This window comes from Streptomyces sp. NPDC050548 (assembly GCF_044457385.1).
Classification (GTDB): Bacteria; Actinomycetota; Actinomycetes; order Streptomycetales; family Streptomycetaceae; genus Streptomyces.
Genome location: NZ_JBITGV010000012.1, coordinates 208,424 through 235,355, shown reverse-complemented (window position 1 = coordinate 235,355; position 26,932 = coordinate 208,424). Strand labels below are relative to the sequence as shown.

Genomic DNA, 26,932 nt, shown 5'->3' with positions numbered 1-26,932 from the left:
CGCGCCCCTTAAGGGGCGCATGCCGCCCTCAGTCTCCGCACCCCCTCCACGATCTCCCCCGTCCCCGCGACCGCCGCGAAGCTCAGGCGGATGTGGGCGGCCGGAGGTTCGGCGCTGAAGTAGGGGCGGCCGGGGGTGAGGGCGACGCCCGCGCGGAGGGCGGCGGTCGTGAGGGGCTGTTCCTCCGTGCCGGTGGGGAGGCGGAGCCAGAGGTGGTAGCCGCCGGAGGGGATGTGCGGGAGGGAGAAGTCGGGGAGTTCCAGGCGCAGGGCCGCCGTCATCGTGTCGCGGCGGGTCTTCAACTCGGCCGAGATGGCGCGGAGATGGCGTGGCCAGGCCGGGGAGCCGACGAGTTCGAGGGCCGCTTCCTGGAGCGGGCGGGGGACGAAGAAGGTGTCGACGACCTGGATGGCGCGCAGGCGTTCCAGTACCGGTCCGTGCGCGGCGAGTGCGCTGACCCGGAAGCTGGGCGAGGTGGCCTTGGTGAGGGAGCCGACGTGGACGACGACTCCGTCGGGGTCGTCGGCGGCCAGCGGGGGCGGCAGCGGGCCCGCGTCCTCGTGCACCAGTCGTCGTACGAAGTCGTCCTCGATGACGAACGCGCCCGCGTCCCGGGCGATGCGCAGGACCTCAGGGCGGCGGGCGGGGGCCAGGACGGCGCCGGTCGGGTTCTGGAAGAGGGGCTGGCAGACGAAGACCCGGGCGCCGGTCGCGTGGAAGGCGTCGGCGAGCAGGGCGGGGCGTACACCGTCCGCGTCGACGGGCACGGGGACCGGGCGCAGGCCGGCCGCCCGCGCGATCGCCAACATGCCCGGATAGGTGGGGGATTCGACGAGGACGGGTGCGCCGGGGGGTGCCAGGGCCCGCAGTGCGGTGGTCAGCGCGGTCTGGCCGCCCGCGCTGACGAGGACGTCGGCCGCGGTGACCGATCCGCCGATGCCGCGTGCGAACCACTCGCGCAGTTCCGGCAGGCCCTCCATCGGCGGCCGGCTCCAGGCGCCGGGGCGCCGCCCGGCCCGGGACAGGGCCGCCGCCATCGCCCGCTCGGGCTGGAGGGAGGGGTGCAGATAGCCGCCGTTGAACTCGATCACCCCGGGCGGCGGGGCGGCGAGCGTGGCCAGGACCGCGGACGCGTCGACCGTGCGGGGTACGACGTCGACGGCACCGTCGGCGCTGAGTGCGACCTCCTGCCAGGAGGTGTCTCCCGTGACGGCGGTCGCGGCGCGGGGAGTGGCCCGGAACGCGCCGGCGCCGGGGCGGGTGACCACCAGTCCCTCGGCGGTCAGTTGCGCGAGGGCGCGCGAGACGGTCACCGGGCTCACCCGGAACCGCTCGACGAGCGCCCGGCTCGACGGCAGCTTTCCACCTGGAGAGTAGCGGTCGAGTTCCCGTCGTAGATGATTCGCCAGTTCGCCCACACTGCTACGCTCTTGCATGAGAGCACACGATAGCGCTACTGCACCGAGCCCGATAGCGGTCAGCACCGCCCCGACCCTCACCACCGGGACGGCCAAGGCGGCGAAGACACCCGCCGGTACGGTCCTCGCCGCCCTCGGCGTGATCGCCTTCTCCCTCACTTTCCCCGCCACCGCCTGGGGGCTCGAAGGCTTCGGCCCCTGGTCGTTGGTGTCCGTGCGCTGCGTCCTCGCCGCGCTGATGGCGGGCGGCTGTCTGCTGGCGCTGCGCGTGCCCGTGCCCGCCCGTCGGCACTGGGCCGGGCTGGCCGTCGTGGCGGCCGGAGTGGTGGTCGGCTTCCCGATGCTGACCACGCTCGCGCTGGAGACGTCCACCACCGCGCACGCGGCGGTCGTCGTCGGCCTGCTGCCGCTGACCACGGCGGCCCTGTCCGCGCTGCGCACCGGCGTCCGCCCCTCGCGCACCTTCTGGACGGCCGCCCTCGCGGGCGCGGGCGCGGTGCTCGCCTTCACGATCCAGCAGAGCGGCGGCGCGCTGACCAGCGCCGATCTGTATCTCCTCGCCGCCTTGCTGGTCTGCGCCGCCGGCTATACCGAGGGCGGCCGACTGGCCCGGGTGATGCCCGGCTGGCAGGTCATCGCCTGGGCCCTGGTCCTCTGCCTCCCGCTGAGCGTGCCCGCCGCCGCGGTCGCGCTGTCGTACGACACCCCGCAGCTCACCGCGCACAGTGTGGCCGGGGTGCTGTGGGTCGCCGCCGGTTCGCAGTTCCTGGGGCTGGTCGTCTGGTACCGGGGCATGGCGGCGATCGGGGTCCCGAAGGCCAGCCAGTTGCAGCTGGCGCAGCCGCTGCTCACGCTGGTGTGGTCGGTGTTCCTGCTCGGTGAGCACCTGCCGGTGGCCGCTCCGCTGACGGCGGCGGCCGTGCTGGTGTGCATCGCCGTCACCCAGCGCGCCCGGAGTTGAGGGGCGTGCGCGAGCCGGTCCCGGCCGGGCGGACCGCCGTAGACTCGAAAGGCATGGACCGCTGCTCCCGGACTCGGTGAGGAGGCGCTGCAGATGCGTGCGACCGTTGGCGACAGGCTCGTCCAGCACAGCAGGGTGGTCGGCCTGCACGACCAGGTCTCGGAGGTCGTCGAGGTGATGGGCACGGAGGGCGAACCGCCCTACCGCGTCCGCTTCCCCGACGGGCACGAGGCCGTGATGTCACCCGGCCCCGACTGCGAGGTCAGGCACCAGGACACGGAACGGTAGATCAGCGCGGGGGTTTCGCCGGCTGTCCGTAGTGGTCGGCGACCACCCGCGCCATGGCCCCGACCGGGTCGACCGCGACGTCCCGGGCGGCGAAGAAGACATGCCCGCCGACCTCCGGGTAGCGGTCGGCGAGGGTGAGGTGGCGGGAGAGTTCGGCCGGGTCCTGCCAGGCCGCGGGCTGCGCCGGATCGCCCGCCTTGTAGAGCGCCTCCCCCAGGTACAGCCGCGTCTTCGAACCGCGCGCGACCGCCGCCCACCAGGGCAGCAGCTTCGCGTAGTCGGCGGGGGCGAAGCCGACATTCCAGTACAACTGCGGGACGATGTAGTCGATCCAGCCCTCGCGCACCCACTTCCGGGTGTCCGCGCAGAGATCGTCGTACGTCTGCACGCCCGCCGTGGTGTCGGAGCCGCGCGGGTCGGTGGCGGCGTTGCGCCACACGCCGAAGGGGCTGATGCCGAAGCGCGTGCCCGGGCGGGTCCGCTTGATGCGGGCGGCGGTCTCGCGGATCAGCTTGTCGATGTTGTCGCGGCGCCAGGCGGCCCGGTCGCTGAAGGCGCCGCCGTACTTGTCGTAGGCCGCGTCGTCGTCGAAGGTCTGGCCGGCGACCGGGTACGGGTAGAAGTAGTCGTCGAAGTGGACCGCGTCCACGGGGTACTTGCGTACGGCGTCGAGGATCGCGTTCTCGACGAAGAGCCGGACCTGCGGCAGCCCGGGGTTGTAGTAGAGCTTCCCGCCGTACGTCACGACCCAGTCGGGGTGCTTGCGCGCGGGGTGCGAGGCGACGAGCTTCATCAGGTCGGTGTGGTTGGCGATGCGGTACGGGTTGAACCAGGCGTGCAGTTGCAGCCCCCGCACATGCGCCTCTTCTACGGCCGTCTTCAGCGGGTCCCAGCCGGGGGCGACGCCCTGGGTGCCGGTCAGGTACTGGGACCAGGGTTCGTACGGCGAGGGCCACAACGCGTCGGCGGTGGGCCGGACTTGGAAGATCACCGTGTTGAGGCGGTCGCGGACCGCCGTGTCGAGGTGGGCGATGAGTTCGGTGCGCTGCTGCGCGGCGGTCAGGCCCGGGCGGGAGGGCCAGTCGCGGTTGGCCACGGTCGCCAGCCACACGCCCCGCATCTCGGTGACCGCGCGCGGACGCCCGGCCGCCACCGGCGCGCGCCCGCTGTCCGCCGCCGCGCTGCCCGTGGTCGCCAGGGTCGACAGCGCCGCCATCGCGAACGTCCGACGTGACAATCGCCCCATCCGTACACCCCCATACGCTGCGGATCCGTGCGGTCACGGATCGTCTCCGCGCCCCAGGATGCCCGACCCCGACGATCGATCATCGATACTTGCGGGTAACGTGCACGATCGGAGCAGACTCCGGACAACGGGGTTCTACCAGAGCCCGCATCAGCAGCGAAGGGGACGATGTGACGGACATCCCGGCGGGAGACATCTCGCGCGTCGGAGTGGTCGGCTGCGGCCAGATGGGCGCCGGTATCGCCGAGGTGTGCGCCCGCGCAGGCCTGGACGTGAAGGTCGCCGAGACCACCGGCGAGGCCCTGGAGATCGGCCGGACCCGGCTGTTCAACTCCCTGTCCAAGGCGGCCGAGCGCGGAAAGATCTCCGCCGAGGAACTGGCGGACACCCAGTCGCGGCTCAGCTTCACCACCGACCTCGGCGAGTTCGCCGACCGCGACCTCGTCATCGAGGCCGTCGTGGAGAACGAGCAGGTGAAGACCGAGATCTTCCAGGTGCTCGACCAGGTCGTGACCCGCCCCGACGCGATCCTGGCCTCCAACACCTCCTCGATCCCGCTGGTGCGGCTCGCGGTCACCACCTCGCGCCCCGACCAGGTCATCGGCATCCACTTCTTCAACCCGGCCCCGGTGCAGCAACTCGTCGAGCTGATCCCGGCGTTGACCACCTCCGAGGGCACGCTCAGCCGCGCCCAGCTGTTCACCGAGAAGGTCCTCGGCAAGCACGCGATCCGCGCCCAGGACCGCTCCGGCTTCGTGGTCAACGCGCTGCTGATCCCCTATCTCCTGTCCGCGATCCGGATGTTCGAGTCGGGCATCGCCAGCCGCGAGGACATCGACAACGGCATGGAGCTGGGCTGCGCCCACCCGATGGGCCCGCTGAAGCTGTCCGACCTGATCGGCCTGGACACGGTCGCCTCGGTCGCGTACTCGATGTACGAGGAGTACAAGGAGCCGCTGTACGCCGCTCCCCCGCTGCTCCAGCGCATGGTCGACGCGGGGCGGCTGGGCCGTAAGTCCGGCTCGGGGTTCTACACCTACGGCTGAGCTGCCGTCGTACGCGACAACTCACCGTGATATCGCGGCCGTTACGGGCCCGGCGCTCTTCGGAGTGCCGGGCCCGCGGCATTCACACACCGTGTGCGTGCCGGGCCCGCATATGCCGCTCGCACACTCTCCCCCGGTGCCCACCAGGCGAGTTGACTCTTCATGCGCATGCAAGGGATGTTCCGACTACGGAAAGGAGCGGACACGTGACCGCCGACCCCGAGCATCCCGTGGTACATGGAGAACTCGCAGAGTTACGCCGCCGCCTCGACGTCGCCTACGCGCGGGTCGAGGGAGGGCTGGCGCTGCTCAGCCATCGCACCGAGGAGACGGACAAGGAAGTGGATGATCTGAGCGCGCGCATCGTTGCACTGGAGCACACGAGGTGGCCGCTGCCGGCTATTGCCGCGTTGACCGCCGTGGGTGCGCTTGCCGTTACGGTCTGGCAGGCACTCGGACGCTAGACGTGCCGTTCGAAGGGCGGTGGGTCGGCTGCGGGTCCGTTTGGGCTGGTCGCGCAGTTCCCCGCGCCCCTTTGGGGCGCCGCATCCTCCCCGAGCCTCAAGTGATGCAACAGCAGTAACGCGGCCGCCATGTTGGCGGCCGGGACCTCCCCGCGGGCGACCATGTCGGGTACGAGTTTGAGCGGTACCCATTCCCGGCGGTCCGACTCGAAGTCGTCCACGGGGTGTCCGGTGTACTCGCCCTCGTCGGCCCAGTAGATGTGGTGCCGGGCGTCCGTGAGCCCGTTGGACGGTTCCACGCTCATCAGGTGGTGCAGGGGCCCCGGCCGCCAGCCGGTCTCTTCCTCCAGTTCCCTGGCGGCGGCCCGCGCGATGTCCTCGCCGTCCTCGACGACGCCCGCCGCGAGCTCCCACCCCCAGCTGTCGGTGATGAAGCGGTGGCGCCACAGGAGGAGAACTTCGTTCGCCTCGTTCACGACCGTCGCCACCGCCACCGGCCTCAGCCGTATGAGGAAGTGGTCGAGGTGTCGGCCGTCGGGTAGTTCGACATCCGCGAGATTGACGCTGAACCAGCGGTTTGAGTACACAGTTTGTTCGTTCTGTTTCGTCCACTGCACGGTTCTGCCACCTTCCGTCGAGTAAGTGGCAATATCGCAGCAGGGACTGTGGTGTGGTCTACGGCGCCTTTACAGCGGTACGCGCAGTGCCCCGTCGATGAGTTCGGCCGCCTCGGCCGTACCCGCGCAGTCGCTGCGCACCAGGTACTCGCGCACCGCGCGGAGTCTGTCGCGCAGCCGCTGGGACTCCATCCCCCGGGCCTGCTCGGCCATCTGCACCGCCGTGGCCACCGCTTTGTCGGCGTTTCCCTGGCGCAGTTCGATCTGGCTGAGCATGGCGAGCCGGTGCACCCGGCCCCGGTCGTGCGCCGGAGTGTCCACGGCCGCGGTGGCGTGCTCCCCCGCCGCCGTCAGATCGCCGAGGCTGAGCAGTGCCTCCGCCACCTGGACGTTGACCAGACCCGGCTGGACATAGCCGGTCTCGTCGGGTTCGTATCCGCGCCGGATGCGTTCGGCGGCCTGCTCGGCCCGCCGGATGCAGGAGAGCGCGCTCGTGCCGTCGCCGAGGTGGGCGTACGCCTTCGCCTGCATCGCGTACAGGTCGGAGGCGAGCGCCGGGGTGATCTGCCGGCCCGCGGCCCGCAGCGCGGCCTCCGCGAAGGCGACGGCCTGGCGGAACTCCCGCATGAAAAGGGACTGGTTGACGAGGAGCGCGATGACGTACGCGCCAAGTCCCCTGTCGTTGCTGGCCTTTGCGAGCCGCAGCGCCTGGTGGAAGTAGCGCTGGGCGAGTCCGTGCGCGTCGGAGTCGTAGGCGCAGATGCCCGCGATGGCCACCAACCCGCCTGTCGCCCGGTGCAGTTGGCGGCCGGTGGCGTCGGTGTAGCTGCCGCGCAGCAGGGGCGCGGTCTCGGAGTTGAGGAAGCCGACGATGCGGGTGCGGGTCGCCACGCCGCCGGCCTTGCGGTACATCTGCTCGTAGTGGGCGCGGGCCGCGCGCAGCATCTCGATGTCGGCCATGCTCACGCGGTGCCGGCCGCCGCGCGAGACGTCCACGTCGTCCGGTGGGTTCTCCCACTCCCACACGGGCATGACGGCCGGGGTCCCGGTGACCGCGGGCGCCCCGAGGATGTGCGGGCGCTGCTGTTCGTCGGAGCGCCACAGGGCGGTGGCCCGCTCGACGAAGCCGGAGAGGGAGGTGCCGTGCGGGGTGGCCGGTTCGCCGGGGACGCCGAGGCCGATGTCGTCGAGCGTGACGGGCCGGTGCAGGCGGGCCGCGAGCACCTCGCAGATCAGGTCGGGGACCTGGCCCCGGGGCCGCTGGCCCTTCAACCACCTTGCCACGGCGGTATGTTCGTACCGGAGTGCGAGGCCTCGGGCGCGGCCCGCCTGGTTCACATGTGCGGCAAGTCCCGCGTGCGAGATGCCTGCCTCGTCCAGGATCGCGTCGAGGAGTGTGTTGGGCTGCATGGATGGCCCCCCGGTGACTCGGTGCGGACAGAGTAGTGCGGGTGGGTTCACACGGGGTGTGAACGGAGTGCGTGGATCCAGGGTGTGTGCGCGCTGTTGCGGAGAGTTTCCGACCGGTTGACTGGATTGCCTCGCAAGAGGCCGGCCGGGCCGCCGGCTCCCCCTCGTAAGTGCGGCGGCCTGGCTTTGCGGGGGCCATTAAACGCCGTTGTGTTGTGGGTAGTTCGTCGGGTGCGGGTGCGTTGTGGCGGGTCGCGCAGTTCCCCGCGCCCCTGAAAGGGTCGATGCGGGCCTGCGTTCGTTACGCAGGACGAGCAGGGCGACGTCATCCGTGGGTGTGCCGCCCGTGTGACGCAGTAAGGCCGTGAAGACCGCGCCAAGGATCGACTGCGGGAGCGGGTGTTGGGCCGTCACCTCCGCCAGTACATCGACCAGCGGGAAGAATCCGCCCCGCCCGTCACGCGCGTCCTCCGCCCCGTCCGTGTAGAGGAACAGGGCCTCGCCCGCGAGGAGTTGGCCGCCGCAGACGAACGGCAGTTCCGTCGGCAGGGGGAACGGGCCGAGAGGCGGCAGCGGGTCCATGCGCGCCATGGGCCGTACACCTCCCCCACTCAGCAGATACGGCCACGGATGCCCGCAGTTGAGAGCCCGGAGTTCGCCGTCCGCGCCGATCTCCAGGAGCAGTACCGTGACGAACTCCTCGGCCACCGGGCTGTCGGGGTCAAGGGCCCCTGTCGACGGGTGTTCCGCGCGGGCGCGTTCGCGCAGGTGGCGGGCGAGGGCGCGGTCGAGGCGGCGTAGGACGCCCGCCAGGTCGGGTTCGTCGTGGGCGGCCTCGCGGAAGCTGCCGAGGACCGCGGCGACCGTGCCGATCGCGGCGATGCCGTGGCCGCGTACGTCGCCCATCACGACCCGGACGCCGTGCTCGGTGGCGATCACCTCGTAGAGGTCGCCGCCCACCACCGCGCCGCGTTCGGCGGAGAGTTGGGCGGCGGCGATGTTCAGGCCGTCGAGTCGGGGTGGCAGTGGGCGCAGCAGCGCGCTCTGGGCGGCGCCCGCGATCTGGCGGATCTGGCGGAGTTCGCGCAGCAGGGAGCGGCGGACCTGGACGATGAGACCGGTGCCGACCGCGAAGAACACCGCGCTGGTGACGATGCGGGCGCCCATGTCGTTCTGCTGGGCGAGCGGGCAGGTGAGTTTGTAGGTGATCGCTATGGCGCCCCACATCGTGGGCAGCCCCAGAGCGAGCGCCCGGCGCAGTGGACGGCGGGCGCGCGGCCTCGGACGCGGCCTGCGGGGCCCAGCCTTGATGCGGATCATGCCTGTGGCCCCCCAAATAGGCCCCGACAGCGCAATCGGACCGACCCCGAAAGGCCGGTCCGATTCTGTCGACCGCATGCCCCGATCGGGCCAGATCGCCCGAACTTCTCACCCGAACGAGTGAGGTGACATGAGACAGCTGCATTTATGCAGATGGCGGAGGTGGAGCGCCCCTTTTAGGGGCGCGGGGAACTGCGCGACCAGCCACAACGAACCCGCAGTCGGCAACCAACCGCAGCTCCCCACCCCTCAGCCGCGAAGTACCGCCCCAACTCGCTCAGCGGCAAGCGAAACCGCCGCGTCCCGGGCCGCCGACGCCTCATCGACGGTCAGCGTCCGGTCGGCCGCGCGGAATCGCAGCGCGTAGGCGAGGGACTTCTTGCCCTCGCCGAGCTGCGCGGCGTTGTCGTAGACGTCGAACAGCCGGATGGACTCCAGCAGTTCACCGGCGCCCTGGCGCAGCGCCGCCTCGACGTCCGTGTGCGGGACCGAGGCGTCGACGACCAGGGCGACATCCTGCGTGGCGACCGGGAACGTGGAGATCTTCGGGCCCTTGGGGACACCCGACGACGCCGACTCCAGGACGTCCAGGTCCAGTTCCATCGCGCTGGTGCGCGCGGGCAGACCGAGGGTCTTCAGGACACCGGGGTGCAACTCACCGGCGTAGCCGATGACTTGCTCAACACCCTCGACAACGACGGCGAGTTCGGCGCAGCGGCCGGGGTGCCAGGGACCGTACTGCCCGCCACGGACGATGAGTTCGGTGCCGGCCTCACGCGCGAGCACCCGCGCCGACTCGACCGCGTCGGCCCAGTCGGACGGTCGGCCCTTGCCCCACCAGCCGGCCTGCTCGCGGGCGCCCGTGAGGACGACGGCCGCGTGCCGGGGCTGGAGCGGGAGCGCCTCGGTGAGGGAGGCGATCTCCTCGTCGGTCGGACGCCGGTCGACGGGGAGTCGTACCGCGATCTTCAGTTCCTCGCGCGGGTGGAAGACCAGGCCCGTCTCGAAGAGCGCGAGGTCGTGCGAGCCGCGGCCGTCGTTGCGCCGCAGGGCACCGAGCAGGCCCGGCAGCAGTGTCGTGCGGAGTGCGGGCTCCTCGTCCGAGAGCGGGTTGACCAGCTTGACGACCTTGCGGTTCGGGTCGTCGGCGGCCAGGCCGAACTGGTCGAAGACGTGCTCGCCGACGAAGGGGTAGTTCGGCGCCTCGACGTACCCGGCGCCCGCGAGTGCGCGGCCGACGCGGCGGTGCAGGCGCTGGCGGTCGGTGAGGCCCCGGCCCGCGGGGGGCTTGGGGAGCGTGGAGGGCAGGTTCTCGTAGCCCTCCAGGCGGATGACCTCTTCGGCCAGGTCGTTCGGGTCCGTCAGGTCGGGGCGCCAGGACGGGACGGTGACGATCAGCTCGTCCTGCCCGTACACGTCACAGCCGACCTGCTGGAGACGGCGTACGACGGTCTCGCGGCCGTAGTCGACACCCGCCACCTTGTCCGGGTGGTCGGCCGGGATGGTGATGGTGTGCGGGGCCGAGGGCGCGATGACCTCGGTGACGCCCGCGTCCGCCGTGCCGCCCGCGAGGAGGACCAGGAGGTCGACCGTTCGCTGGGCGGCGGCCGACGCGGCCCGCGGGTCGACGCCGCGCTCGAAGCGCTTGGACGCCTCGGAGGCCAGCTTGTGGCGGCGGGCCGTGCGCGAGATGGAGAGCGCGTCGAAGTGGGCGGCCTCGACGACGACCTCGGTGGTGGTGTTCTCGGTGTCGTCGATCTCGGTGTTGGCGCCGCCCATGACGCCCGCGAGGCCGATGGGGCCGCGGTCGTCGGTGATCACCAGGTCCTCGGCGTCCAGCGTGCGCGTGACGCCGTCGAGGGTGACGAGCTTCTCGCCCTGCTCGGCCCGGCGCACACCGATCGGACCCTGGACGCGGGAACGGTCGTAGGCGTGCAGGGGCTGGCCCAGCTCCAGCATCACGTAGTTGGTGATGTCGACGGCGAGCGAGATCGGGCGCATGCCCGCCTTCTGGAGGCGGCGGGTCAGCCAGAGCGGGGAGCGGGCCTCCGGGTCGAGGCCGGTCACCGTGCGGGCGGTGAAGCGGTCGCAGCCCATCGGGTCGGCGACCCGCACCGGGTAGCCGAAGGCGTTCGGGCCGGGTACGTCGAGGAGGGCCGGGTCGCTCAGCGGAAGGCCGTAGGCGATGGCGGTCTCGCGGGCGACGCCGCGGATCGACAGGGCGTAGCCGCGGTCGGGGGTGACGGCGATGTCGAGGACCTCGTCGACGAGCTGGAGCAGCTCGATGGCGTCGGTGCCGACCTCGTGCTCCGGCGGCAGGACGATGATGCCGTGGGAGCCGTCGTCGCCCATGCCCAGCTCGTCGCCGGAGCAGATCATGCCGTGCGAGGTCTTGCCGTAGGTCTTGCGCGCGGCGATCGCGAAGTCGCCGGGCAGGACCGCGCCGGGGAGGACCACGACGACCTTGTCGCCGACGGCGAAGTTCCGGGCGCCGCAGACGATCTCCTGGGGCTCACCGGTGCCGTTGGCCTGGCCGACGTCCACCGTGCAGAAGCGGATGGGCTTCTTGAAACCCTCCAGCTCCTCGATGGTGAGGACCTTGCCGACGACGAGCGGGCCCTTGAGGCCGTCGCCCAACTGCTCGACTGTCTCTACCTCAAGGCCGACGGAAATGAGCTTGGCCTGGACGTCGCGGCCGGTCTCCGTCGCCGGCAGGTCGACGTACTCCCGCAGCCAAGAAAGCGGGACGCGCATCAGATCTCCATCCCGAACGGCCGGGTGAACCGGACGTCGCCCTCGACGATGTCTCGCATGTCCTCGACGTTGTGGCGGAACATCAGCATCCGCTCGATGCCGAACCCGAAGGCGAAACCGCTGTACTTCTCCGGGTCCACCCCGCAGGCGACGAGGACGCGGGGGTTGACCATCCCGCAGCCGCCCAGCTCGATCCAGCCCTCGGAGGAGCAGGTGCGGCAGGGGCGGTCGGGGTTGCCGACGGACTCGCCCTTGCAGACGTAGCAGAGCATGTCCATCTCGGCGGACGGCTCGGTGAAGGGGAAGTAGTTCGGCCGCAGCCGGGTCTTCATCTCCGCGCCGAAGAGCGACTGGACCATGTGGTCGAGAGTGCCCTTGAGGTCGGCCATGGTGAGGCCCTCGTCGATGGCGAGAAGCTCGATCTGGTGGAAGACCGGGGTGTGCGTGGCGTCCAGCTCGTCCGTGCGGTACACGCGGCCGGGGCACACGATGTAGACCGGCGGCTCGCGGTCCAGCATGGCGCGGGCCTGCACGGGCGAGGTGTGGGTGCGCAGCACGACACCGGACTCGTCGCCTTCGGTCCCCTTGGGGCCCTGGACGAAGAAGGTGTCCTGCATCTGCCGGGCCGGGTGGTCCGGGGTGAAGTTCAGGGCGTCGAAGTTGAACCACTCCGCCTCGACCTCGGGGCCCTCCGCGATCTCGTATCCCATGGACACGAAGACGTCCGCGACCCGCTCCATGAACGTGGTCAGCGGGTGCCGGGCACCGGCCGGTACGCGGTCGTACGGCAGTGTGACGTCCACCGCCTCCTCGACCAGGACACGGGCATCACGGTCGGCCTCCAGCTCGGTCTGGCGGGCGGCGAGGGCCTTGTTGACAGCGCCCCGGGCCTGCCCGACGAGCTTGCCGGCCGCGGCCTTGGCCTGCGGGGGCAGCGCGCCGATCTCGCGGTTGGCGAGGGCGAGCGGGGAGGTGCCGCCGGTGTGGGCGACCTTGGCCTCCTGGAGCGCGTCGAGATCACCGGCGGCGGCGAAGGCGACGAGCGCCTCGTCCCGCATGCGCTCGATCTCTTCCGGTTTCAAGGCCTCGACCTCTACAGGGTCGTACGACTTATTCGGTGCCGACATCTCTTCCCGTGCTTCCGGTTGGCTGGCGGATGGTCCCCGTCCCGACTCGACTCGGGGGACGCGTCGTCGTCCCTGGAACGGGGACGCAAAGGTGCCAAAGGCCGAGTCTAACGGGGGTGAAGTGTGCGGACGCGCCCGTGGGTCCTCGGTCGGCGCTACTGGAGATACGCCGGGGTGCCCACGGGCAGCATAAATCGGAACTCGGCGCCGCCGCCGGGGGCCCGGCCGACCGTGATGGTGCCGCCGTGGGCTTCGACGATGCCCTTGACGATGTACAGCCCGAGCCCGGTGCCGCCGCGCTTGCTGCCCCGCCAGAAGCGGGTGAAGACGCGGTTCATGGACTCCTCCGGGATGCCTGGGCCCTCGTCGCTCACCGTCACCGAGGTGCCGGTCTCCTCCCCTTCGCGCGGAGAGGCCGAGGCCGTGACGTCGATGGTGACGGTTCCCTCGCCGTGGCGCACCGCATTTTCCAGGAGGTTGCTCAGCACCTGGTCGACCTTGTCGGGGTCGGCCCACAGGTCGGGCAGCGGCTGTTCGACGCGGAGCATGAACCGGTCGGCGGGCTGGCCGGCGGCGACGTACGCCTGGATGTGACGGCCGACGGCCGCGCCGATGTCGACGGGCTGGCGGCGCAGTTCGAGCCGCCCGGAGTCGATGCGGGAGATGTCGAGCAGTTCGGCGATGAGCCGGGTGACGCGGTTGGCGTCGGCGTCGACGGTCTCCAGCATCAGCCGCTTCTGGTCGTCGGTGAAGCGTTCCCACTTGGCGAGCAGGGTCGCGGTGAAGCCCTTGACGGAGGTGAGTGGGGAACGCAGTTCGTGGGCGACGGTGGCGATCAGCTCGGCGTGACTGCGCTCGGTGCGACGGCGCGCCTCGGTGTCCCGCAGCGAGACGACGACCCGACGGACCGGACCGAGGGGCTCCGAACGAACATAGCGAGCCGTGACAAGAACCTCGTGCCCGCCCGGCAGCAGCAGATTCCGCTCCGGCTGCCGCACCCGGATGGCCAACCCCCCATAGGGATCGGTCAGTTGCCACCAGCGGCGGCCCTCCAGGTCCTCTAAGGGGAGGGCCTTCTCCAGCCGCTGTCCGAGGGCGTCGGCGGCACGGACGGAGGTGATGCGCTCGGCGGCGGCGTTGAAGCAGACGACAAGGCCGTGCTCGTCGGCGACGACCAGGCCGTCGGCCAGTTCGTCGGGGTCGATGCCGAGGCCGGTGAGGTCGTCGTGCCGGGCCGCGGACGGCCGGGGCACGCCCCGTGCTCCCGGCGCGCTGCTCGTGCCGACAGTCATCCCCGTACCCCACCTCTTCTCATACGGCGCAGGTGGCCCCCGAGCTGGTCACCCTACTAGCTGTCGGTGACGGAGCGGCACCCTCCGGAGCCGCGCTGTGCACGCGCAGACGCATACAGACATACGGCGGCGGCGGTGGCCAGGTTCAGGCTCTCGGCCTTCCCGTGGATCGGAACCCGCACGACGGCGTCCGCGAGCGCGCGGGTCTCCTCCGGAAGCCCCCAGGCCTCGTTCCCGAACACCCAGGCGGTGGGCCCGCCCATGGTCCCCTGGTCCAGCTCGTCGTCGAGGTCGTCGGTCCCGGCCCCGTCGGCGGCGAGGATCCGCACCCCGATCTCCTTGAGCCCGGCCACGGCCTGCTCTACGGGCACCCCGACAGCGACGGGCAGATGGAACAGGGAACCCACGGAGGCCCGTACGGCCTTGGGGTTGTAGAGATCGACAGAGGCGTCGGTCAGTACGACGGCCTCGGCACCGGCGGCATCGGCACAGCGCAGGACGGTGCCGGCGTTCCCGGGATCGCGCACATTGGCAAGGACGGCGACAAGCTTGGGCCGGTCCTTCAGGATCTCCTCGAACGGAGTATCGACAAACCGACAGACCCCGACGAGCCCCTGCGGGGTGACGGTGGTCGAGATGTCGGCGATCACCTGCTCATCGGCAAGATGCACCCGGGCACCGGCGTCACGGGCCTCCCCGACGATGTCGGCGTACCGCTCCGCGGCTTCCACGGTCGCGAACAACTCGACGAGCGTGTCCTTGTACCCGGCGGCCTCCCGCACGGCCTGCGGCCCCTCGGCCAGGAACAGCCGCTCCTTGCTCCGGAAGTTCCGCCGAGCGAGGCGCCGGGCAGCAGCGACGCGAGGGGAGCGGGAGGAGATGAGGTCCGGGGACATGTTCTACTTCACCTTCAAATCTCAGGACGCGGGGATTCCCTCAGGGGCGCGGGGAACTGCGCGACCAGCCACAACGAACCCGCACTCGACAAAGGACCCGCAGGCAAGAAACCTGCGGGCCCTTCAACTCACGGCGAGAGCCGGCGTCACGCAGCCTTAGGCGCGTTCACATCGCTGGGCAGCGCCTTCTGAGCAACCTCGACCAGCGCAGCAAACGCACCGGCGTCGTTGACAGCCAGCTCCGCGAGGATCTTGCGGTCGACCTCGATGTTGGCCGCGTTCAGACCCTGGATGAAGCGGTTGTAGGTGATGCCGTTGGCGCGGGCAGCCGCGTTGATGCGCTGGATCCACAGCCGACGGAAGTCGCCCTTGCGCTTCTTGCGGTCGTTGTAGTTGTAGACCAGCGAGTGGGTGACCTGCTCCTTGGCCTTGCGGTACAGACGCGAACGCTGACCGCGGTAGCCGGAGGCGGCTTCGAGAATCGCCCGGCGCTTCTTGTGGGCGTTGACTGCCCGCTTGACGCGTGCCACTTGTTTAACTCCTTGTAGCGGGGCCGTGGTGGGACTCACACGGCCCGGAATCGATGGGGTCCCGGTCCAGACGTACGGCGCGAAAAGATCTATTGATCACGCGCCGCGTACGTCACTTGCCGAGAAGCTTCTTGATCTTCTTGGCGTCGCCCGGGGCCATCTCGGCGTTGCCGGTGAGGCGACGCGTCACACGGGACGACTTGTGCTCAAGCAGGTGGCGCTTGCCGGCGCGCTCGCGGAGCACCTTGCCGGAGCCGGTGATCTTGAAGCGCTTACTGGCACCGCTGTGCGACTTGTTCTTCGGCATAGCGCCGTTATCTCCTCGTCGGTGGCGCTCCGGTGCCCGGTCGTGAAACCGGGCACAGGTGGAGCGTCGCTCTTGTTTCGGTTACGTCCCTGGACTGGCGTCCGGGGATCAGGCGTCGGCGCGAGCCTCGGCCGGGGCCTCGACGGTCTCGACCTCGGCGGCGACGTCCTCGTCAGCGATGACTTCGCCTTCGATGTCCTCGCCTTCGAAGTCCGACTCCGCGGCGTTCTGCGACTTGCCCGGGTTGGCCTTCGCCTCCGCCTTGCGGGCCGCCTGGGCCTCACGGGCCTCGGCCATCGCCTCGGTCTTCTTCTTGTGCGGGCCGAGCACCATGATCATGTTTCGGCCGTCCTGCTTCGGGTTCGACTCGATGAACCCGAGGTCCTCGACGTCCGTGGCGAGCCGCTGCAGCAGTCGGTAGCCCAGCTCGGGCCGGGACTGCTCGCGACCACGGAACATGATCGTGATCTTGACCTTGTCGCCCTGCTTGAGGAACCGGACGACGTGACCCTTTTTGGTGTCGTAGTCGTGCGGGTCGATCTTCGGCCGGAGCTTCATCTCCTTGATGACCGTGTGCGCCTGGTTCTTGCGCGCCTCACGGGCCTTCATGGCCGACTCGTACTTGAACTTCCCGTAGTCCATGAGCTTGCAGACCGGCGGGCGTGCGTTCGCCGCCACCTCGACCAGGTCGAGGTCGTACTCCTGCGCGAGCTCCAGGGCCTTGGCAAGCGGAACAATCCCGACCTGTTCGCCGCTCGGGCCGACAAGTCGAACCTCGGGAACGCGAATCCGGTCGTTGATACGGGGCTCGGTGCTGATGGATCCTCCTCGGTTAGCACCACACGGCCATCTGGCGGACGGCCGCGTTGTCTCTGTTAGACAGACCCAACCGCGCCGGAACATGAAAAATGCCCCGGACGATCACAAGACGGGGCTCCAAAGCACTGCCGGAGCACCGCCGCGATGATCGCGGGGCGCGCTTTCGGGCGACTCCATCGTCCGTACGGAACGATGGCGACCGCCTGACCGGGGGTGACCCGCCGTCCGTGAGGACAGTCAGGTGGGAGATCGGAGCCTCCACTTGTTGGCCGGGCACGCGAGTGCCTGGCCGGTCATCACACAAGGTTAGCAGCTACCCGGGGGTGGTGCGAACCGCCGTACACCGGGCCCTATCGTGTGGGGCATGAGTGACACGCCCCCCGAGTCCGTGAATCCCGACTCCCCCGACTTCGACGCCCTGACCCGCGACATCGCGGAGGTCCCGGCGGTCGAGGTGATCGTGACGGTCGCCGTCAATCTGATGAGCGCCGCCGCCGTGAAGCTCGGTCTGACCGACGAGGGCGACAAGTACAAGGACCTGGACGAGGCCCGCAAGCTGGTCACCGCCCTGGCCGGGCTCCTCGACGCGAGCACGACCGAGATCAGCTCCTTCCACGCGGCGCCGCTGCGCGACGGTCTGAAGTCGCTCCAGCTGGCGTTCCGCGAGGCCTCCCTCGTCCGCGACGAGCCGGGCCAGGGTCCGGGCGAGAAGTACACGGGCCCGGTCTACGGCTAGCGGCTCACCCCACACGTACGTAAAAGGGCTCGCCCGGAGGCGTCGCCCCGGCCGGCAGCACTGCCAGGTCGAGGCCGTGCACCAGGCGGGCCCTCAGCGTCTCCTCGGCCGCGAGCCAACGTGCCACCCCGTGGATGCCGGCGGCGTGCGGTACGGCGGGCTCGAAGACCAGGGCGAGGGTGCCGTCCCCCGGGCCGGGGCCGAGATAGGCACGGAGTACCCCGCGCATGTTGCCGAGCGCGGAGCGGACCGCCTCCGCGACCGCCGGATCGGTGAGCGGGTCCACGCTGGTCCGCCCCTCGGCGAGGGCCAGCAGCGCGGGCCCCGACAGCTCGAAGGACACCGGCCCGGCCAGGTCCAGCACGATCGTGTCCGCCTTCTCGTGCACGGCGGCCTGCAGCGCCTGGTGCAGCGGTACGGCCACAGGTCGCGCCGCCGGGTCCCAGCGGGCCAGCGAGTCGCTGGACGTGAAGGCGGGCAGCGCGGTGCGACCGCCGGCCTTCAGGGTGGGGACGGCCATGTCGCTGGTCTTCTCGCGGCGCAGCCCGTTCTCGTCCACCTCGACCTCGCCGAGCACGGCCACCACGGGCACGAGCAGCCGGGCGCCCTTGAGGGCCGCCAGGACCGGGTCCACGGCGGTGCGGTCCTCGGCCCAGGCGGCGAGCGCCGCGCTCAGTGCGGGATCGGCCGAGCCGTCGTCGTCGGAGTAGCCGGAGTCGGGAATGTTCTTGTTCGCCACGGTGACCGACCCTATCGGGGGGATCCTGCTGGGCTTGTGCGGGTCCTGAAACGCGGGAGACACAGGTTTCACACGTTTCTCAGAAACCGTTGACAGACATCTAACTTTCGTCTCACGGTTCGCACAGTCGCCGCCCCCACCATCGCGGGCATGGAGTCTTCCAGAGCCGCCCGCCGAAACCACCGCGCGCGTCCCTCCCGGCGCCGTCCGCTCCTCTACACCGCCCTCGCCACCGTCGCCGTGGTGGGCGGTACGGCGGCCGGAACCGTGTACGTGAAGGCCCAGGCGCACTCCGGCCCCGTATCGTCGGCCGCGGCGCCGTCCGCCTCGGCATCGGCGTCGGCATCGGGCAGCGGGGAGGCGACGGTGGAACCGGTGACACAGCCGGCGGTGGACTACGACGCGCTGCTGGCCAAGGCCATGAAGGCGGTGACCCCGGCCGGCGACCAGAAGGTCTCGGTCGCCGTGCTCGACGTGGACTCCGGTGAGAGCGCGACGTACGGCGGCGCGGCCTACGACACGGCGAGCATCGTCAAGGTCGACATCCTGGCCACACTGCTGCTGCAGGCGCAGAAGGCGGGGCGGCAGCTGACCTCGACGGAGAAGTCGTACGCCACGACGATGATCGAGAACAGCGACAACAACTCCGCGACGGCGCTGTGGAACATCATCGGCACGGCGGACGGGCTCGACGCGGCCAACAAGACCTTCGGGCTGACCGGCACCAAGGGCGGCGACGGCCCGCTCTGGGGGCTGACCCAGACCACGGCCGCGGATCAACTCACCCTGCTCCAGCAGGTGTTCGGGGACGACTCCAAGCTCAGCTCGGCCTCGAAGTCGTACATCCAGGGGCTGATGGGGAAGATAGAGGCCGATCAGCAGTGGGGGGTGTCGGCGGCGGCCGACGGTTCCCAGTGGCGGCTGAAGAACGGCTGGCTGGCGCGGAGCACGACCGGGCTGTGGGACGTCAACAGCATCGGGCGGGTGACGGCGCCGGACGGGCACGAGTACCTGATCGCGGTGCTGTCGAAGGGCAGCACGACGCAGAACAAGGGGATCACGCTGATCGAGGCGGCGGCGAAGGCGGGGGTCGCGGCGTTCGCGGGGTCCGACTCTTCCACGTCGGCCTCCGCGTCGGCCACCGACTGACGCTCGCAGGCTCCCGTGGACCCTAGAAGCCCTCGGGCCGTCTGCGTCGGCCGCGCCACAGGACGACCGCCGCGACGAGCAGGACTCCGCCGACGCTGCCCGCGAGGGAGCCCGCCCAGTCGGACGTACGGCTGTCGGTCTTGACGGGGTCCGGGCCCGCGCCGAAGTACTTCTTGCCGTAGGCGGCGTGCAGGCTCGTCGGCTTGAGGGCGGCGGCGGCCTTGATCGCGGCGGCGGGGTCGATGAAGCCGAAGCCCCGGGAGTCGTCACGGCCACCGGCCGGGGGGTTGCGGGCGGTGTCTTCGAGGAGCTTCTTGATCTGGGCCGGGGTCAGCCCCGGGTGGGCCGCCTTGAGGAGCGCCACCGCGCCCGACACGAAGGCGGACGCGGCGCTGGTCCCCCAGCCCTCGTAGTACTTGTGGTCGGGGTCGGCGATGACGACGTTCACGCCGGGCGCGCTGACCGTGGCGTACCAGCGGCGGGTGGAGAAGGAGGCGCGGGTGCCGTAGCGGTCCACGGCGGTCGCGGCGATCACCCCCGGGTAGGCGGCCGGATAGGAGACGTGGTCGCCCTTCTCACCGCCGTTGCCCGCGGAGGCGACGACGGCGACACCCTTCTTCAGGGCGTACTGCACGGCCTCGTCCTCGGCGGGCTCGGGGTGGGCGGAGGCGGAGTCGTCGCCGAGGGAGAGGTTGATGACGTCGGCGCCGTGGTCGGCGGCCCAACGGATGCCGTCCGCAAGGGCGTTGCCCCGGGTGGTGCGGGCCTTGCTGCGGGCGGAGTCACCGTCTTCGAGGATCACGCGGACGGGCAGGATCTTCGCCTCCGGGGCGACACCCATGACGCCGTCCTCGTCGCCGGGGCCGTGTCCGTGCCCGGCGATGATGCCGGCCATGGCGGTACCGTGCCGGGCCCAGGCCCGGTCGCCCGGCTTCGCCCCGAAGCCGACCATGTCCTTGCCCGTGAGGACGTTGCCGACGAGGTCGGGGTGGTCGGCCTCGACGCCGGTGTCGAGGACGGCGACGGTGATGCCCTTGCCCTTGGTGGTCCCCCAGATCTCCTGGGTGTTCATGGCGTCCAGGGCCCACTCCTGGGCACGTATGCCGTCGGCGTGCGCGACGGTGGACGGGACCAGGGCGAGGGTGGCGGCCAGGAGGGCGCTCACCAGCCCGGCCCGGCGGGACGTGACGCTCATGAGTTCCCCTCCGAGGCCTGCGAGGTCGGCGCGGTCCTCGACGTTTTCGACGTCTCGGAAGCCGAGGTCTCGGAGGGTGAGTCGACGGTCTTGCGCAGGCTCCGCTCGACACGGTCGGCGAGCCCCTCCGCCTCGTTGCCGAGACCCGACTGCGCGGGAGCCGTGGTGGAGCCGGAGGTGACGGCTTCGTCGGCGGGTTCGGGTGCGTCGACGGTACGGCCGTCGGCCCAGCCGGAGACGGCGTAGACGACGACGGGCGCGTCGGTGAGGACGGAGACGGTCCAGGAGGCCCGCTGTTTGTCGCCGAAGGCGGCGGCGACCGTGCCCTTGGCCGCGTACGGGCGGGGCAGAAGGTCGGTCCGGTCGCCGAGCTTCTCGCTCTTGAAGCGGTTGGACAGCGAGGTCATCGCGGTGATGTCGGCCCTGGTGAAGAGGAGGCCGACCGTCGTGACATAGCTCTGGGTGGCGTCGGTGTAGGTGGCGCGCAGGAGCCGTTGGCAGCCGACCGGGGCGAGCACTTTGCTCAGCAGCGGGTCGAAGGCGCCCGTGCAGCCGGTGTCCGGGGCGACGGCGATCCGGGTCCAGGTGCGGTCGGCGCCGCCGGGGCCCGCGCCTTGTCCCTGGACGGTGGGCGGAAACAACTGATCGACGGGCACGCTGTGCCACAACTGCCCTGCGGCGGCGAAGGTGCTCGCACCGCCGTCGTCCCCGCCGTCGCCGGTGAGCCAACTCCCGGTCACCGCACCGCCGATGAGCCCGAGACCGAGCACGACACAGGCGGCGACAGCGGCGGTACGGGACCGTATCCGCGACCCCAACGGCCGTGGCCGTACCCGCGCGTCGTACCCCTCGGGCTCCCCGAACGTCACAACCGGCCGCCCTCCGGCGGGAGTTACCGGCGAACTCCAGGAAAAAGCCGGATCAGGACCGGAGTTGGCCCCGGGACGCGGCATTTCGGACGCGGGGCGGAGGGGGGTGCCGGGGGCGGCGGGCGACCAGGCGCTGGTACCGATGGCGTCAGGGACGGGGGTGGGTGCGGGAACGGGCTGAACCGGGGTGCTGGGAGCGGCAGATGCCCAAGGGGCGGTGCCGGTGCCGGTGCCAGTGCCTTCGGCGGTGGGGCCGGCGGGCGGGGCATCGGCGGGCCGGGATCCGGCAGTTCCGGTACCAGCACCGGTACTTGAGGAGGGATACGGCGCACCGGCACCGGAAGGCGACCACACACCGCGCGTGGGCGCACCGCCCGTGGGATCCGTGAACGACTCACCCCGCCAAGGGGCGGCGGGAGACGGCCTCAGCCGAGAGGTGGCCTCCGGCGGGTCGTCGGGAGCAACAGCCGGACGCGACGGGGGTGTTACCGGCCGGGCGGGGGCGTCACGCTGCCGGTCAACCGTCGGCGGTACGGCCTCGGCCGCGGGCCGTGACGGTTCTGCGGGACCGGGGGGCGTCGCGGGCCGGGGCGGAACAGCAGAACTGGGAGGCGTCACGGGACGGGACGGAACAGCCGAACCAGGCGGCGTCGCCGCGCGGGACGACTCCTGCCGCGACCGATCGGACGACTGACTCGGAGCCTCACCCGCAGGACGGGACGGAACAGCGGAGCCAGGCAGCGTCGCCGCCGGGCGGGTGGGGTCCTGGCGCGGTCGCTCGGGTGTCTCGCGCGGAGCCTCGGGCGCAGGGCGTGGTGGGCCGGGCGGGGTGTCGGAGGCTTCGGAGGCTGTCGGCGGGGTCGGGCGGAGGGGTGTGCTCGTCTCCGGCCCGGTCTCCCGGGGTGGTTCGTTGGCCCCCGTCGCCGCCGTGGGTCGATGAGGCGGCCGGGGCGGAACGGTGCCGGGTCGTCCGGGGTTCGCGCGGCGCGGGTCGGTCGCGGATGCCGGCGGGGCGTCAGGGAAACGGGCGGAGGCGGGGGGAGGCGGCGGGGCGTCAGGGAAGCGGGCCGAGGCGGGTGGAGGCGGCGGGCTCACGGCGTCGGCGGCAGCGGGCGAGAAGGGACGAAGGCCGGGGAAACGCGGCCGGGTGTCGGAGGAGCCTGCTGCCGACGAGCCGTCGGAACCCGAACCGGCTCCAGCACCGGCCCCGGCCCCGGCTCCGAAACCCGCCCCAGAACCGACTCCGGCGCCGGAACCCGAACCAGACCCGGAACCTGCGCCAGCCCCAGAACCGGACCCGGACCCGGAACCCGCTCCAGCTCCGGAACCGGACCCTGAACCCGCTCCAGCACCGGCCCCGACTCCGGCCCCATTGCGGGCTCCCGAGCCGTTGTTCTCCGAGCTGTCGCTCTCGGAGCCGTCGCTCTCGAAGTTCTCGAAGCCGCCGCTCGCGAAGCGGTTGCCCGGAGAAACCGAACCCGCGCCGAACCCGTTGCCCGGACCCGCAGCACGGTCCGCGTCGAACGCGTTACCCCGAGCCGTAGCCCGGTCCGCGTCGAACCCGTTGCCCGGAGCCGTAGTACAGCCCCCGTCAAACCCATTGCCCGAACCCGCAGCGCGGTCCGTCGCCGAATCGTTGCTCCGGAACCCCGTGTCCTCGTCGGCCTGGGCGCTCCGTCTGGCCGCGCGTCTGGCGTTGCCGCCCTCCCACCATCCCGTACCGGGCCGGTCGCCACCCCAGGTGGCTCTGCCGTTCCCGTCGCCCTGGTTGCCGCTGCCGGCCGGCGCCGCGTCCGACTCCGACGTCACCGGTCCGCCCCGCGCAGCGTCCGTGCCGGAATGCGGTCCGTCCAAGTCCTCGCCTGCTGTGTCGTTCACGGGCTGCGTCGAACTCCCCGAAGGGGCCTGCGGCGAGGTGGGGTGTGGCGGTACGGGGGCGCGCCGCGCTTCCGTACTCATGCACCCCCCGTTTCCTCGTACCCGGGCCACCGTTTGTTCGTCTGCGGGCCGGTGTGCTCCTGCCCTTGTTCGTATACGCGCCGACGTCCACCCCGCCTCACCCGGCACGTACACAAAAAAACAAAAGTCGTCCCGAGCACGCATACCCGCCGCGGCGGACCGCCATCCCGGGCGCGGTCGAACGACCGGCGGCGTTTCCTCCGTGCGTGCGCGTCACTCTACGGGTTGCCCCCGCTCGAACGGGAACCAGTCCACGCCCCCGGGGCTTCTGCCCGGAACGTCCCCCTACCCTGCGGTAATCCTGTCTGGCAGGCTGCGTTCATGACTGCGCGCGCCGCCGACCGGGCCCGTTACGACCGGGCCACCGCCCACCTCGACGCCCCTCTCGCGATCGTCGACCTGGACGCCTTCGATGCCAACGCGGACGACCTCGTCCGCCGGGCCGGCGGCAAGCCGGTCCGCGTCGCCAGCAAGTCCGTCCGCTGTCGAACCCTCCTCGAACGCGTCCTGGCCAGGGACGGCTTCGCGGGCCTGATGTCCTTCACCCTGGCCGAGTCGCTGTGGCTCGCCCGCTCCGGCTTCGACGACGTCCTCCTCGCCTACCCCTCCGCCGACCACGCCGCCTTCGCCGAACTGACCAGCGACCCCAAGCTCGCCGCCGCCGTCACCGTGATGATCGACGACCCGGCCCAGCTCAAGCTCATCGACGACTCCCGCGCCGGCGGCACCGAAGTGGTGCGTGTCTGCCTGGAGTTGGACACCTCGCTGCGGATGCTCGGCGGCCGGGTGCGCATCGGCGCGCTCCGCTCCCCCCTCCGCTCCCCCGCCCAACTCGCGGACATCGCAAGGACGGTGGACCGCCGTCCCGGCTTCAAGGTCGTCGGGATCATGGGCTACGAGGGGCACGTCGCCGGGGTGGGCGACTCCGTCGCGGGGCGGCCCTTCCGTTCCCGCGCCATCCGGCTGATGCAAGCCACCGCCAAGCGCGAACTCGCCGAGCGGCGCGCGGAGGTGGTGCGGGCCGTGCGGGCCGTCGTACCGGATCTGGAGTTCGTCAACGGCGGTGGCACCGGCAGTGTCCAATACACCGCCGCCGAGGATTCCGTGACCGAGATCGCGGCCGGTTCCGGGCTGTACGTGCCGCGTCTCTTCGACAACTACACGTCGTTCACGGCCCGTCCGGCCGCGCTCTTCGCCCAGCCCGTCGTACGACGCCCGGGCGTCGGCGTGGTGACCGTCCTCGGCGGCGGCTACCCCGCCTCCGGCGCCGCGGGCCCCGACCGGCTCCCGGTGCCGTATCTCCCGGAGGGTCTGCGCTACGACCCCCAGGAGGGGCCCGGCGAGGTGCAGACGCCGCTGCTCGGCTCGCCCGCCGACGATCTGCTCATCGGCGACAAGGTGTGGTTCCGGCACGCGAAGGCCGGTGAACTGTGCGAGCGGTTCGACGCGTTGCACCTGATCGAGGGTGACCAGGTGACCGCCACCGTCCCGACCTACCGGGGCGAGGGCATGACCTTCCTGTGACAACTCGCGGTCCACAGGGTCAACTGCCCCCGCTCCGGCGGGGTTCGGCACTTACATCGGAGTGACGTACGCCCCCGCGATGCCGCCGTCCACCAGGAAGTCCGCCGCGTTGACGAACGACGAGTCGTCGCTCGCCAGGAACGCCACGGCGGCGGCGATCTCGGTCGGCTCGGCGAAGCGGCCGACCGGGATGTGGACCAGGCGGCGCGCGGCCCGCTCGGGGTCCTTGGCGAACAGCTCTTGCAGGAGCGGGGTGTTGACCGGGCCCGGGCACAGCGCGTTGACGCGGATGCCCTCGCGGGCGAACTGCACGCCCAGTTCACGGGACATGGCCAGCACACCGCCCTTGGAGGCGGTGTAGGAGATCTGGGAGGTCGCCGCGCCCATCCGGGCCACGAAGGACGCGGTGTTGATGATGGAGCCCTTGCCCTGGCGGCGCATGTAGGGGATCGCGGCCTTGCAACACAGGTATACGGAGGTCAAGTTGACGTCCTGGACGCGCTTCCAGGCCTCCAGTCCTGTGTCGAGGATGGAGTCGTCGTCGGGCGGCGAGATGCCCGCGTTGTTGAAGGCGATGTCGACGCTGCCGTAGGTGTCGAAGGCGGCCTTGAAGAGCGCGTCGACCTGCTCGGGGTCGGTGACGTCGACCTTCACGAAGAGTCCGCCGACCTCGTCGGCCGCCGCCTTGCCGTGGGTCTCGTCGATGTCGCCGCAGACGACGTTGGCCCCCTCGGAGGCGAGCCGCCGCGCGGTGGCGAGGCCGATGCCGCTGCCGGCTCCGGTGATGACGGCGGTACGGCCGACGAGTCGCCGGCAAACAATCTCTGAGGTCACTGTGCGGGGCCCTCCGTGCTGGTGGAGACGTTGGTGGGGGAGACGTCGCTGATGAAGACGTTCTTGGTTTCGGTGAAGGCGGTGAGCGCGTCCGGGCCGAGTTCGCGGCCGATCCCCGACTGCTTGAAGCCGCCGAAGGGGGTCCAATAGCGGACGCTGGAATGGGAGTTGACGGAGAGGTTGCCCGCCCGGACGGCCTTCGAGACGCGCAGCGCGCGGCCCACGTCACGGGTCCAGATGGAGCCGGAGAGGCCGTAGTCGGTGGCGTTGGCGAGGGCGATCGCCTCCGCCTCGTCCTCGAAGGGGAGGACTACGGCGACCGGGCCGAAGACCTCTTCCACGGCCACGCGTGCGTGCGCGTCGACGCCCGTGATGACAGTGGGCGGGAACCAGAAGCCGGGACCTTCGGGGGCCTTGCCGCGGATGCCGGCCAGGTCGTCGGTGACGTACGAACTGACGCGCTCCAGCTGGACCTTGGAGATCAGCGGGCCCATGTCCGTGTTCTCGTCGGCCGGGTCGCCGACCGTCACACCCTCGATCGCGGGGGTGAGGAGGTCCAGGAAGCGTTCGTAGACGCCGCGTTGGACGAGGATGCGGGTGCGGGCGCAGCAGTCCTGGCCGGAGTTGTCGAGGAAGGACATGGGGGCGGCTGCCGCCGCGGCCTCGATGTCGGCGTCGGCGAAGACGATGTTGGGGCTCTTGCCGCCGAGTTCGAGGGTGACGCGCTTGAGGAGTTCGGAGCCCTTCGCCAACACCTGTTTGCCCACGGCCGTTGACCCCGTGAACACGATCTTCGCGACACCCGGGTGCTCGACCAGCGCGGTGCCCGCGACCGGGCCGTGGCCGGGCAGCACCTGGAACAGCCCCTCGGGAAGGCCTGCCTCCAGGGCGAGTTCGGCCAGTCGGAGCGCGGTGAGCGGGGTCGTCTCGGCCGGCTTGAGGATGACCGCGTTGCCCGCCGCGAGCGCGGGGGCGGTGCCCCAGGCGGCGATCGGCATGGGGAAGTTCCAGGGCGCGATCACGCCCACCACGCCCAGCGGTTCGAGGATCGTGATGTCGAGACCGCCCGCGACCGGGATTTGACGACCCGTCAGCCGCTCCACTCCCCCGGCCGCGTAGTCGAGCAGATCACGGGCGTTGCCGGCCTCCCAGCGGGCGTTGCCGACCGTGTGCCCGGCCTCCCGCACCTCCAACTGGGCGAGTTCTTCGAGGTGTTCGTCCACCGCGGTCGCGAAGCGGCGCAGCAGCCGGGCCCGGTCGGCGGGCGGGAGCGCGGCCCACTTCGCCTGGGCCCGGGCGGCGCGTACGACGGCGGCGTCCACGTCGGCCGCGGTGGCGGCGGGGACGGTGGCGATGACCTCCTCGGTGGCGGGGTTCAGTACGTGCAGCGGGTGCTCGGCAGGCAAGGGGGTCCTCACAGGCGTTCGTCGGC

23 protein-coding genes and 1 pseudogene are annotated in these 26,932 nt (G+C 71.1%); 7 read left to right on the top strand and 17 right to left on the bottom strand.

What is annotated here, in order from left to right:
- Positions 1 to 8 precede the first annotated feature (8 nt).
- Positions 9 to 1,436, bottom strand: a complete 1,428-nt coding sequence (locus ACIBJH_RS30585; protein WP_399120092.1) for a PLP-dependent aminotransferase family protein — start codon at positions 1,434 to 1,436, stop codon at positions 9 to 11.
- Here ACIBJH_RS30585 and ACIBJH_RS30580 point away from each other — a divergent pair.
- Together ACIBJH_RS30580 and ACIBJH_RS30575 are read left to right on the top strand one after the other, a co-directional pair.
- Positions 1,435 to 2,379 (top strand): DMT family transporter, encoded by a 945-nt coding sequence (locus ACIBJH_RS30580; RefSeq protein ID WP_399120091.1) that lies wholly within the window; start codon positions 1,435 to 1,437, stop codon positions 2,377 to 2,379. The genes ACIBJH_RS30585 and ACIBJH_RS30580 overlap by 2 nt on opposite strands.
- Positions 2,380 to 2,472: 93 nt before the next feature.
- Positions 2,473 to 2,667, top strand: a complete 195-nt coding sequence (locus ACIBJH_RS30575) for a DUF1918 domain-containing protein (RefSeq protein WP_399120090.1) — start codon at positions 2,473 to 2,475, stop codon at positions 2,665 to 2,667.
- Position 2,668: 1 nt separating this feature from the next.
- Here ACIBJH_RS30575 and ACIBJH_RS30570 read toward each other — a convergent pair whose 3' ends face one another.
- Complete coding sequence (locus ACIBJH_RS30570; RefSeq protein WP_399120089.1) at positions 2,669 to 3,913, bottom strand: glycoside hydrolase family 10 protein; 1,245 nt, start codon at positions 3,911 to 3,913, stop codon at positions 2,669 to 2,671.
- 170 nt (positions 3,914 to 4,083) lie between these two features.
- Between ACIBJH_RS30570 and ACIBJH_RS30565 the strand changes: the two genes are divergently transcribed.
- Positions 4,084 to 4,959, top strand: a complete 876-nt coding sequence (locus tag ACIBJH_RS30565; protein ID WP_399120088.1) for a 3-hydroxybutyryl-CoA dehydrogenase — start codon at positions 4,084 to 4,086, stop codon at positions 4,957 to 4,959.
- A 206-nt stretch (positions 4,960 to 5,165) separates the two neighbouring features.
- Positions 5,166 to 5,423 carry a hypothetical protein gene (locus tag ACIBJH_RS30560; protein ID WP_019066269.1) on the top strand — a complete coding sequence of 86 codons (258 nt, stop codon included), beginning with the start codon at positions 5,166 to 5,168 and terminating at the stop codon, positions 5,421 to 5,423.
- Here the strand turns inward: ACIBJH_RS30560 and ACIBJH_RS30555 are convergent.
- From ACIBJH_RS30555 to infC, 10 genes and pseudogenes are all read right to left on the bottom strand, one after another.
- The gene (locus ACIBJH_RS30555; RefSeq protein WP_399120087.1) at positions 5,420 to 6,040 is read right to left on the bottom strand and encodes an NUDIX hydrolase; all 621 of its coding nucleotides are present in this window, start codon (positions 6,038 to 6,040) and stop codon (positions 5,420 to 5,422) included. The two genes, ACIBJH_RS30560 and ACIBJH_RS30555, sit on opposite strands and share 4 nt — an antisense overlap.
- 69 nt (positions 6,041 to 6,109) lie before the next feature.
- A complete protein-coding gene (locus ACIBJH_RS30550; protein ID WP_399120086.1) occupies positions 6,110 to 7,450 on the bottom strand; it encodes a transcriptional regulator in 1,341 nt (446 codons plus the stop codon).
- Positions 7,451 to 7,648: 198 nt separating this feature from the next.
- Positions 7,649 to 8,770 (bottom strand): PP2C family protein-serine/threonine phosphatase, encoded by a 1,122-nt coding sequence (locus ACIBJH_RS30545; protein WP_399120085.1) that lies wholly within the window; start codon positions 8,768 to 8,770, stop codon positions 7,649 to 7,651.
- A gap of 249 nt (positions 8,771 to 9,019) precedes the next feature.
- The gene (gene pheT / locus ACIBJH_RS30540) at positions 9,020 to 11,524 is read right to left on the bottom strand and encodes a phenylalanine--tRNA ligase subunit beta (protein ID WP_399120084.1); all 2,505 of its coding nucleotides are present in this window, start codon (positions 11,522 to 11,524) and stop codon (positions 9,020 to 9,022) included.
- A complete protein-coding gene (gene pheS, locus ACIBJH_RS30535; protein WP_399120083.1) occupies positions 11,524 to 12,651 on the bottom strand; it encodes a phenylalanine--tRNA ligase subunit alpha in 1,128 nt (375 codons plus the stop codon). Before pheS ends, pheT begins: the two co-directional genes overlap by 1 nt.
- Positions 12,652 to 12,806: 155 nt before the next feature.
- Complete coding sequence (locus tag ACIBJH_RS30530; RefSeq protein WP_399120082.1) at positions 12,807 to 13,943, bottom strand: ATP-binding protein; 1,137 nt, start codon at positions 13,941 to 13,943, stop codon at positions 12,807 to 12,809.
- Between the two features lie 56 nt (positions 13,944 to 13,999).
- Positions 14,000 to 14,839: a TrmH family RNA methyltransferase gene (locus ACIBJH_RS30525; protein ID WP_399120081.1), complete on the bottom strand. Its 840-nt coding sequence runs from the start codon at positions 14,837 to 14,839 to the stop codon at positions 14,000 to 14,002.
- Positions 14,840 to 14,985: 146 nt separating this feature from the next.
- Positions 14,986 to 15,369 (bottom strand): 50S ribosomal protein L20, encoded by a 384-nt coding sequence (gene rplT / locus ACIBJH_RS30520; protein ID WP_019066261.1) that lies wholly within the window; start codon positions 15,367 to 15,369, stop codon positions 14,986 to 14,988.
- A 112-nt stretch (positions 15,370 to 15,481) separates the two neighbouring features.
- Positions 15,482 to 15,676 (bottom strand): 50S ribosomal protein L35, encoded by a 195-nt coding sequence (gene rpmI / locus ACIBJH_RS30515; RefSeq protein ID WP_019065473.1) that lies wholly within the window; start codon positions 15,674 to 15,676, stop codon positions 15,482 to 15,484.
- Positions 15,677 to 15,784: 108 nt separating this feature from the next.
- Positions 15,785 to 16,520: pseudogene (gene infC / locus ACIBJH_RS30510) on the bottom strand (translation initiation factor IF-3).
- 339 nt (positions 16,521 to 16,859) lie between these two features.
- Between infC and ACIBJH_RS30505 the strand changes: the two are divergent.
- Complete coding sequence (locus tag ACIBJH_RS30505; protein ID WP_093624675.1) at positions 16,860 to 17,231, top strand: DUF1844 domain-containing protein; 372 nt, start codon at positions 16,860 to 16,862, stop codon at positions 17,229 to 17,231.
- A 4-nt stretch (positions 17,232 to 17,235) separates the two neighbouring features.
- Here the strand turns inward: ACIBJH_RS30505 and ACIBJH_RS30500 are convergent, their stop codons facing one another.
- Positions 17,236 to 17,970: an SseB family protein gene (locus tag ACIBJH_RS30500; RefSeq protein ID WP_399120079.1), complete on the bottom strand. Its 735-nt coding sequence runs from the start codon at positions 17,968 to 17,970 to the stop codon at positions 17,236 to 17,238.
- A gap of 150 nt (positions 17,971 to 18,120) precedes the next feature.
- Here ACIBJH_RS30500 and ACIBJH_RS30495 point away from each other — a divergent pair, with 150 nt between their 5' ends.
- Positions 18,121 to 19,119, top strand: a complete 999-nt coding sequence (locus tag ACIBJH_RS30495; protein WP_399120078.1) for a serine hydrolase — start codon at positions 18,121 to 18,123, stop codon at positions 19,117 to 19,119.
- A gap of 22 nt (positions 19,120 to 19,141) precedes the next feature.
- Here the strand turns inward: ACIBJH_RS30495 and mycP are convergent, their stop codons facing one another.
- The gene (gene mycP, locus ACIBJH_RS30490; protein WP_399120077.1) at positions 19,142 to 20,314 is read right to left on the bottom strand and encodes a type VII secretion-associated serine protease mycosin; all 1,173 of its coding nucleotides are present in this window, start codon (positions 20,312 to 20,314) and stop codon (positions 19,142 to 19,144) included.
- A complete protein-coding gene (locus tag ACIBJH_RS30485) occupies positions 20,311 to 21,183 on the bottom strand; it encodes a hypothetical protein (RefSeq protein ID WP_399120076.1) in 873 nt (290 codons plus the stop codon). The genes mycP and ACIBJH_RS30485 overlap by 4 nt, the downstream gene beginning before the upstream one ends.
- Positions 21,184 to 23,463: 2,280 nt before the next feature.
- On the opposite strand from ACIBJH_RS30485, the gene ACIBJH_RS30480 reads away from it, so the two are divergent.
- Positions 23,464 to 24,666 carry an amino acid deaminase/aldolase gene (locus ACIBJH_RS30480; protein ID WP_399120075.1) on the top strand — a complete coding sequence of 401 codons (1,203 nt, stop codon included), beginning with the start codon at positions 23,464 to 23,466 and terminating at the stop codon, positions 24,664 to 24,666.
- 51 nt (positions 24,667 to 24,717) lie between these two features.
- Here ACIBJH_RS30480 and ACIBJH_RS30475 read toward each other — a convergent pair whose 3' ends face one another.
- Complete coding sequence (locus ACIBJH_RS30475) at positions 24,718 to 25,500, bottom strand: 3-oxoacyl-ACP reductase (protein ID WP_399120074.1); 783 nt, start codon at positions 25,498 to 25,500, stop codon at positions 24,718 to 24,720.
- Positions 25,497 to 26,906: an aldehyde dehydrogenase family protein gene (locus ACIBJH_RS30470; protein WP_399120073.1), complete on the bottom strand. Its 1,410-nt coding sequence runs from the start codon at positions 26,904 to 26,906 to the stop codon at positions 25,497 to 25,499. Before ACIBJH_RS30470 ends, ACIBJH_RS30475 begins: the two co-directional genes overlap by 4 nt.
- Positions 26,907 to 26,932: the final 26 nt, after the last annotated feature.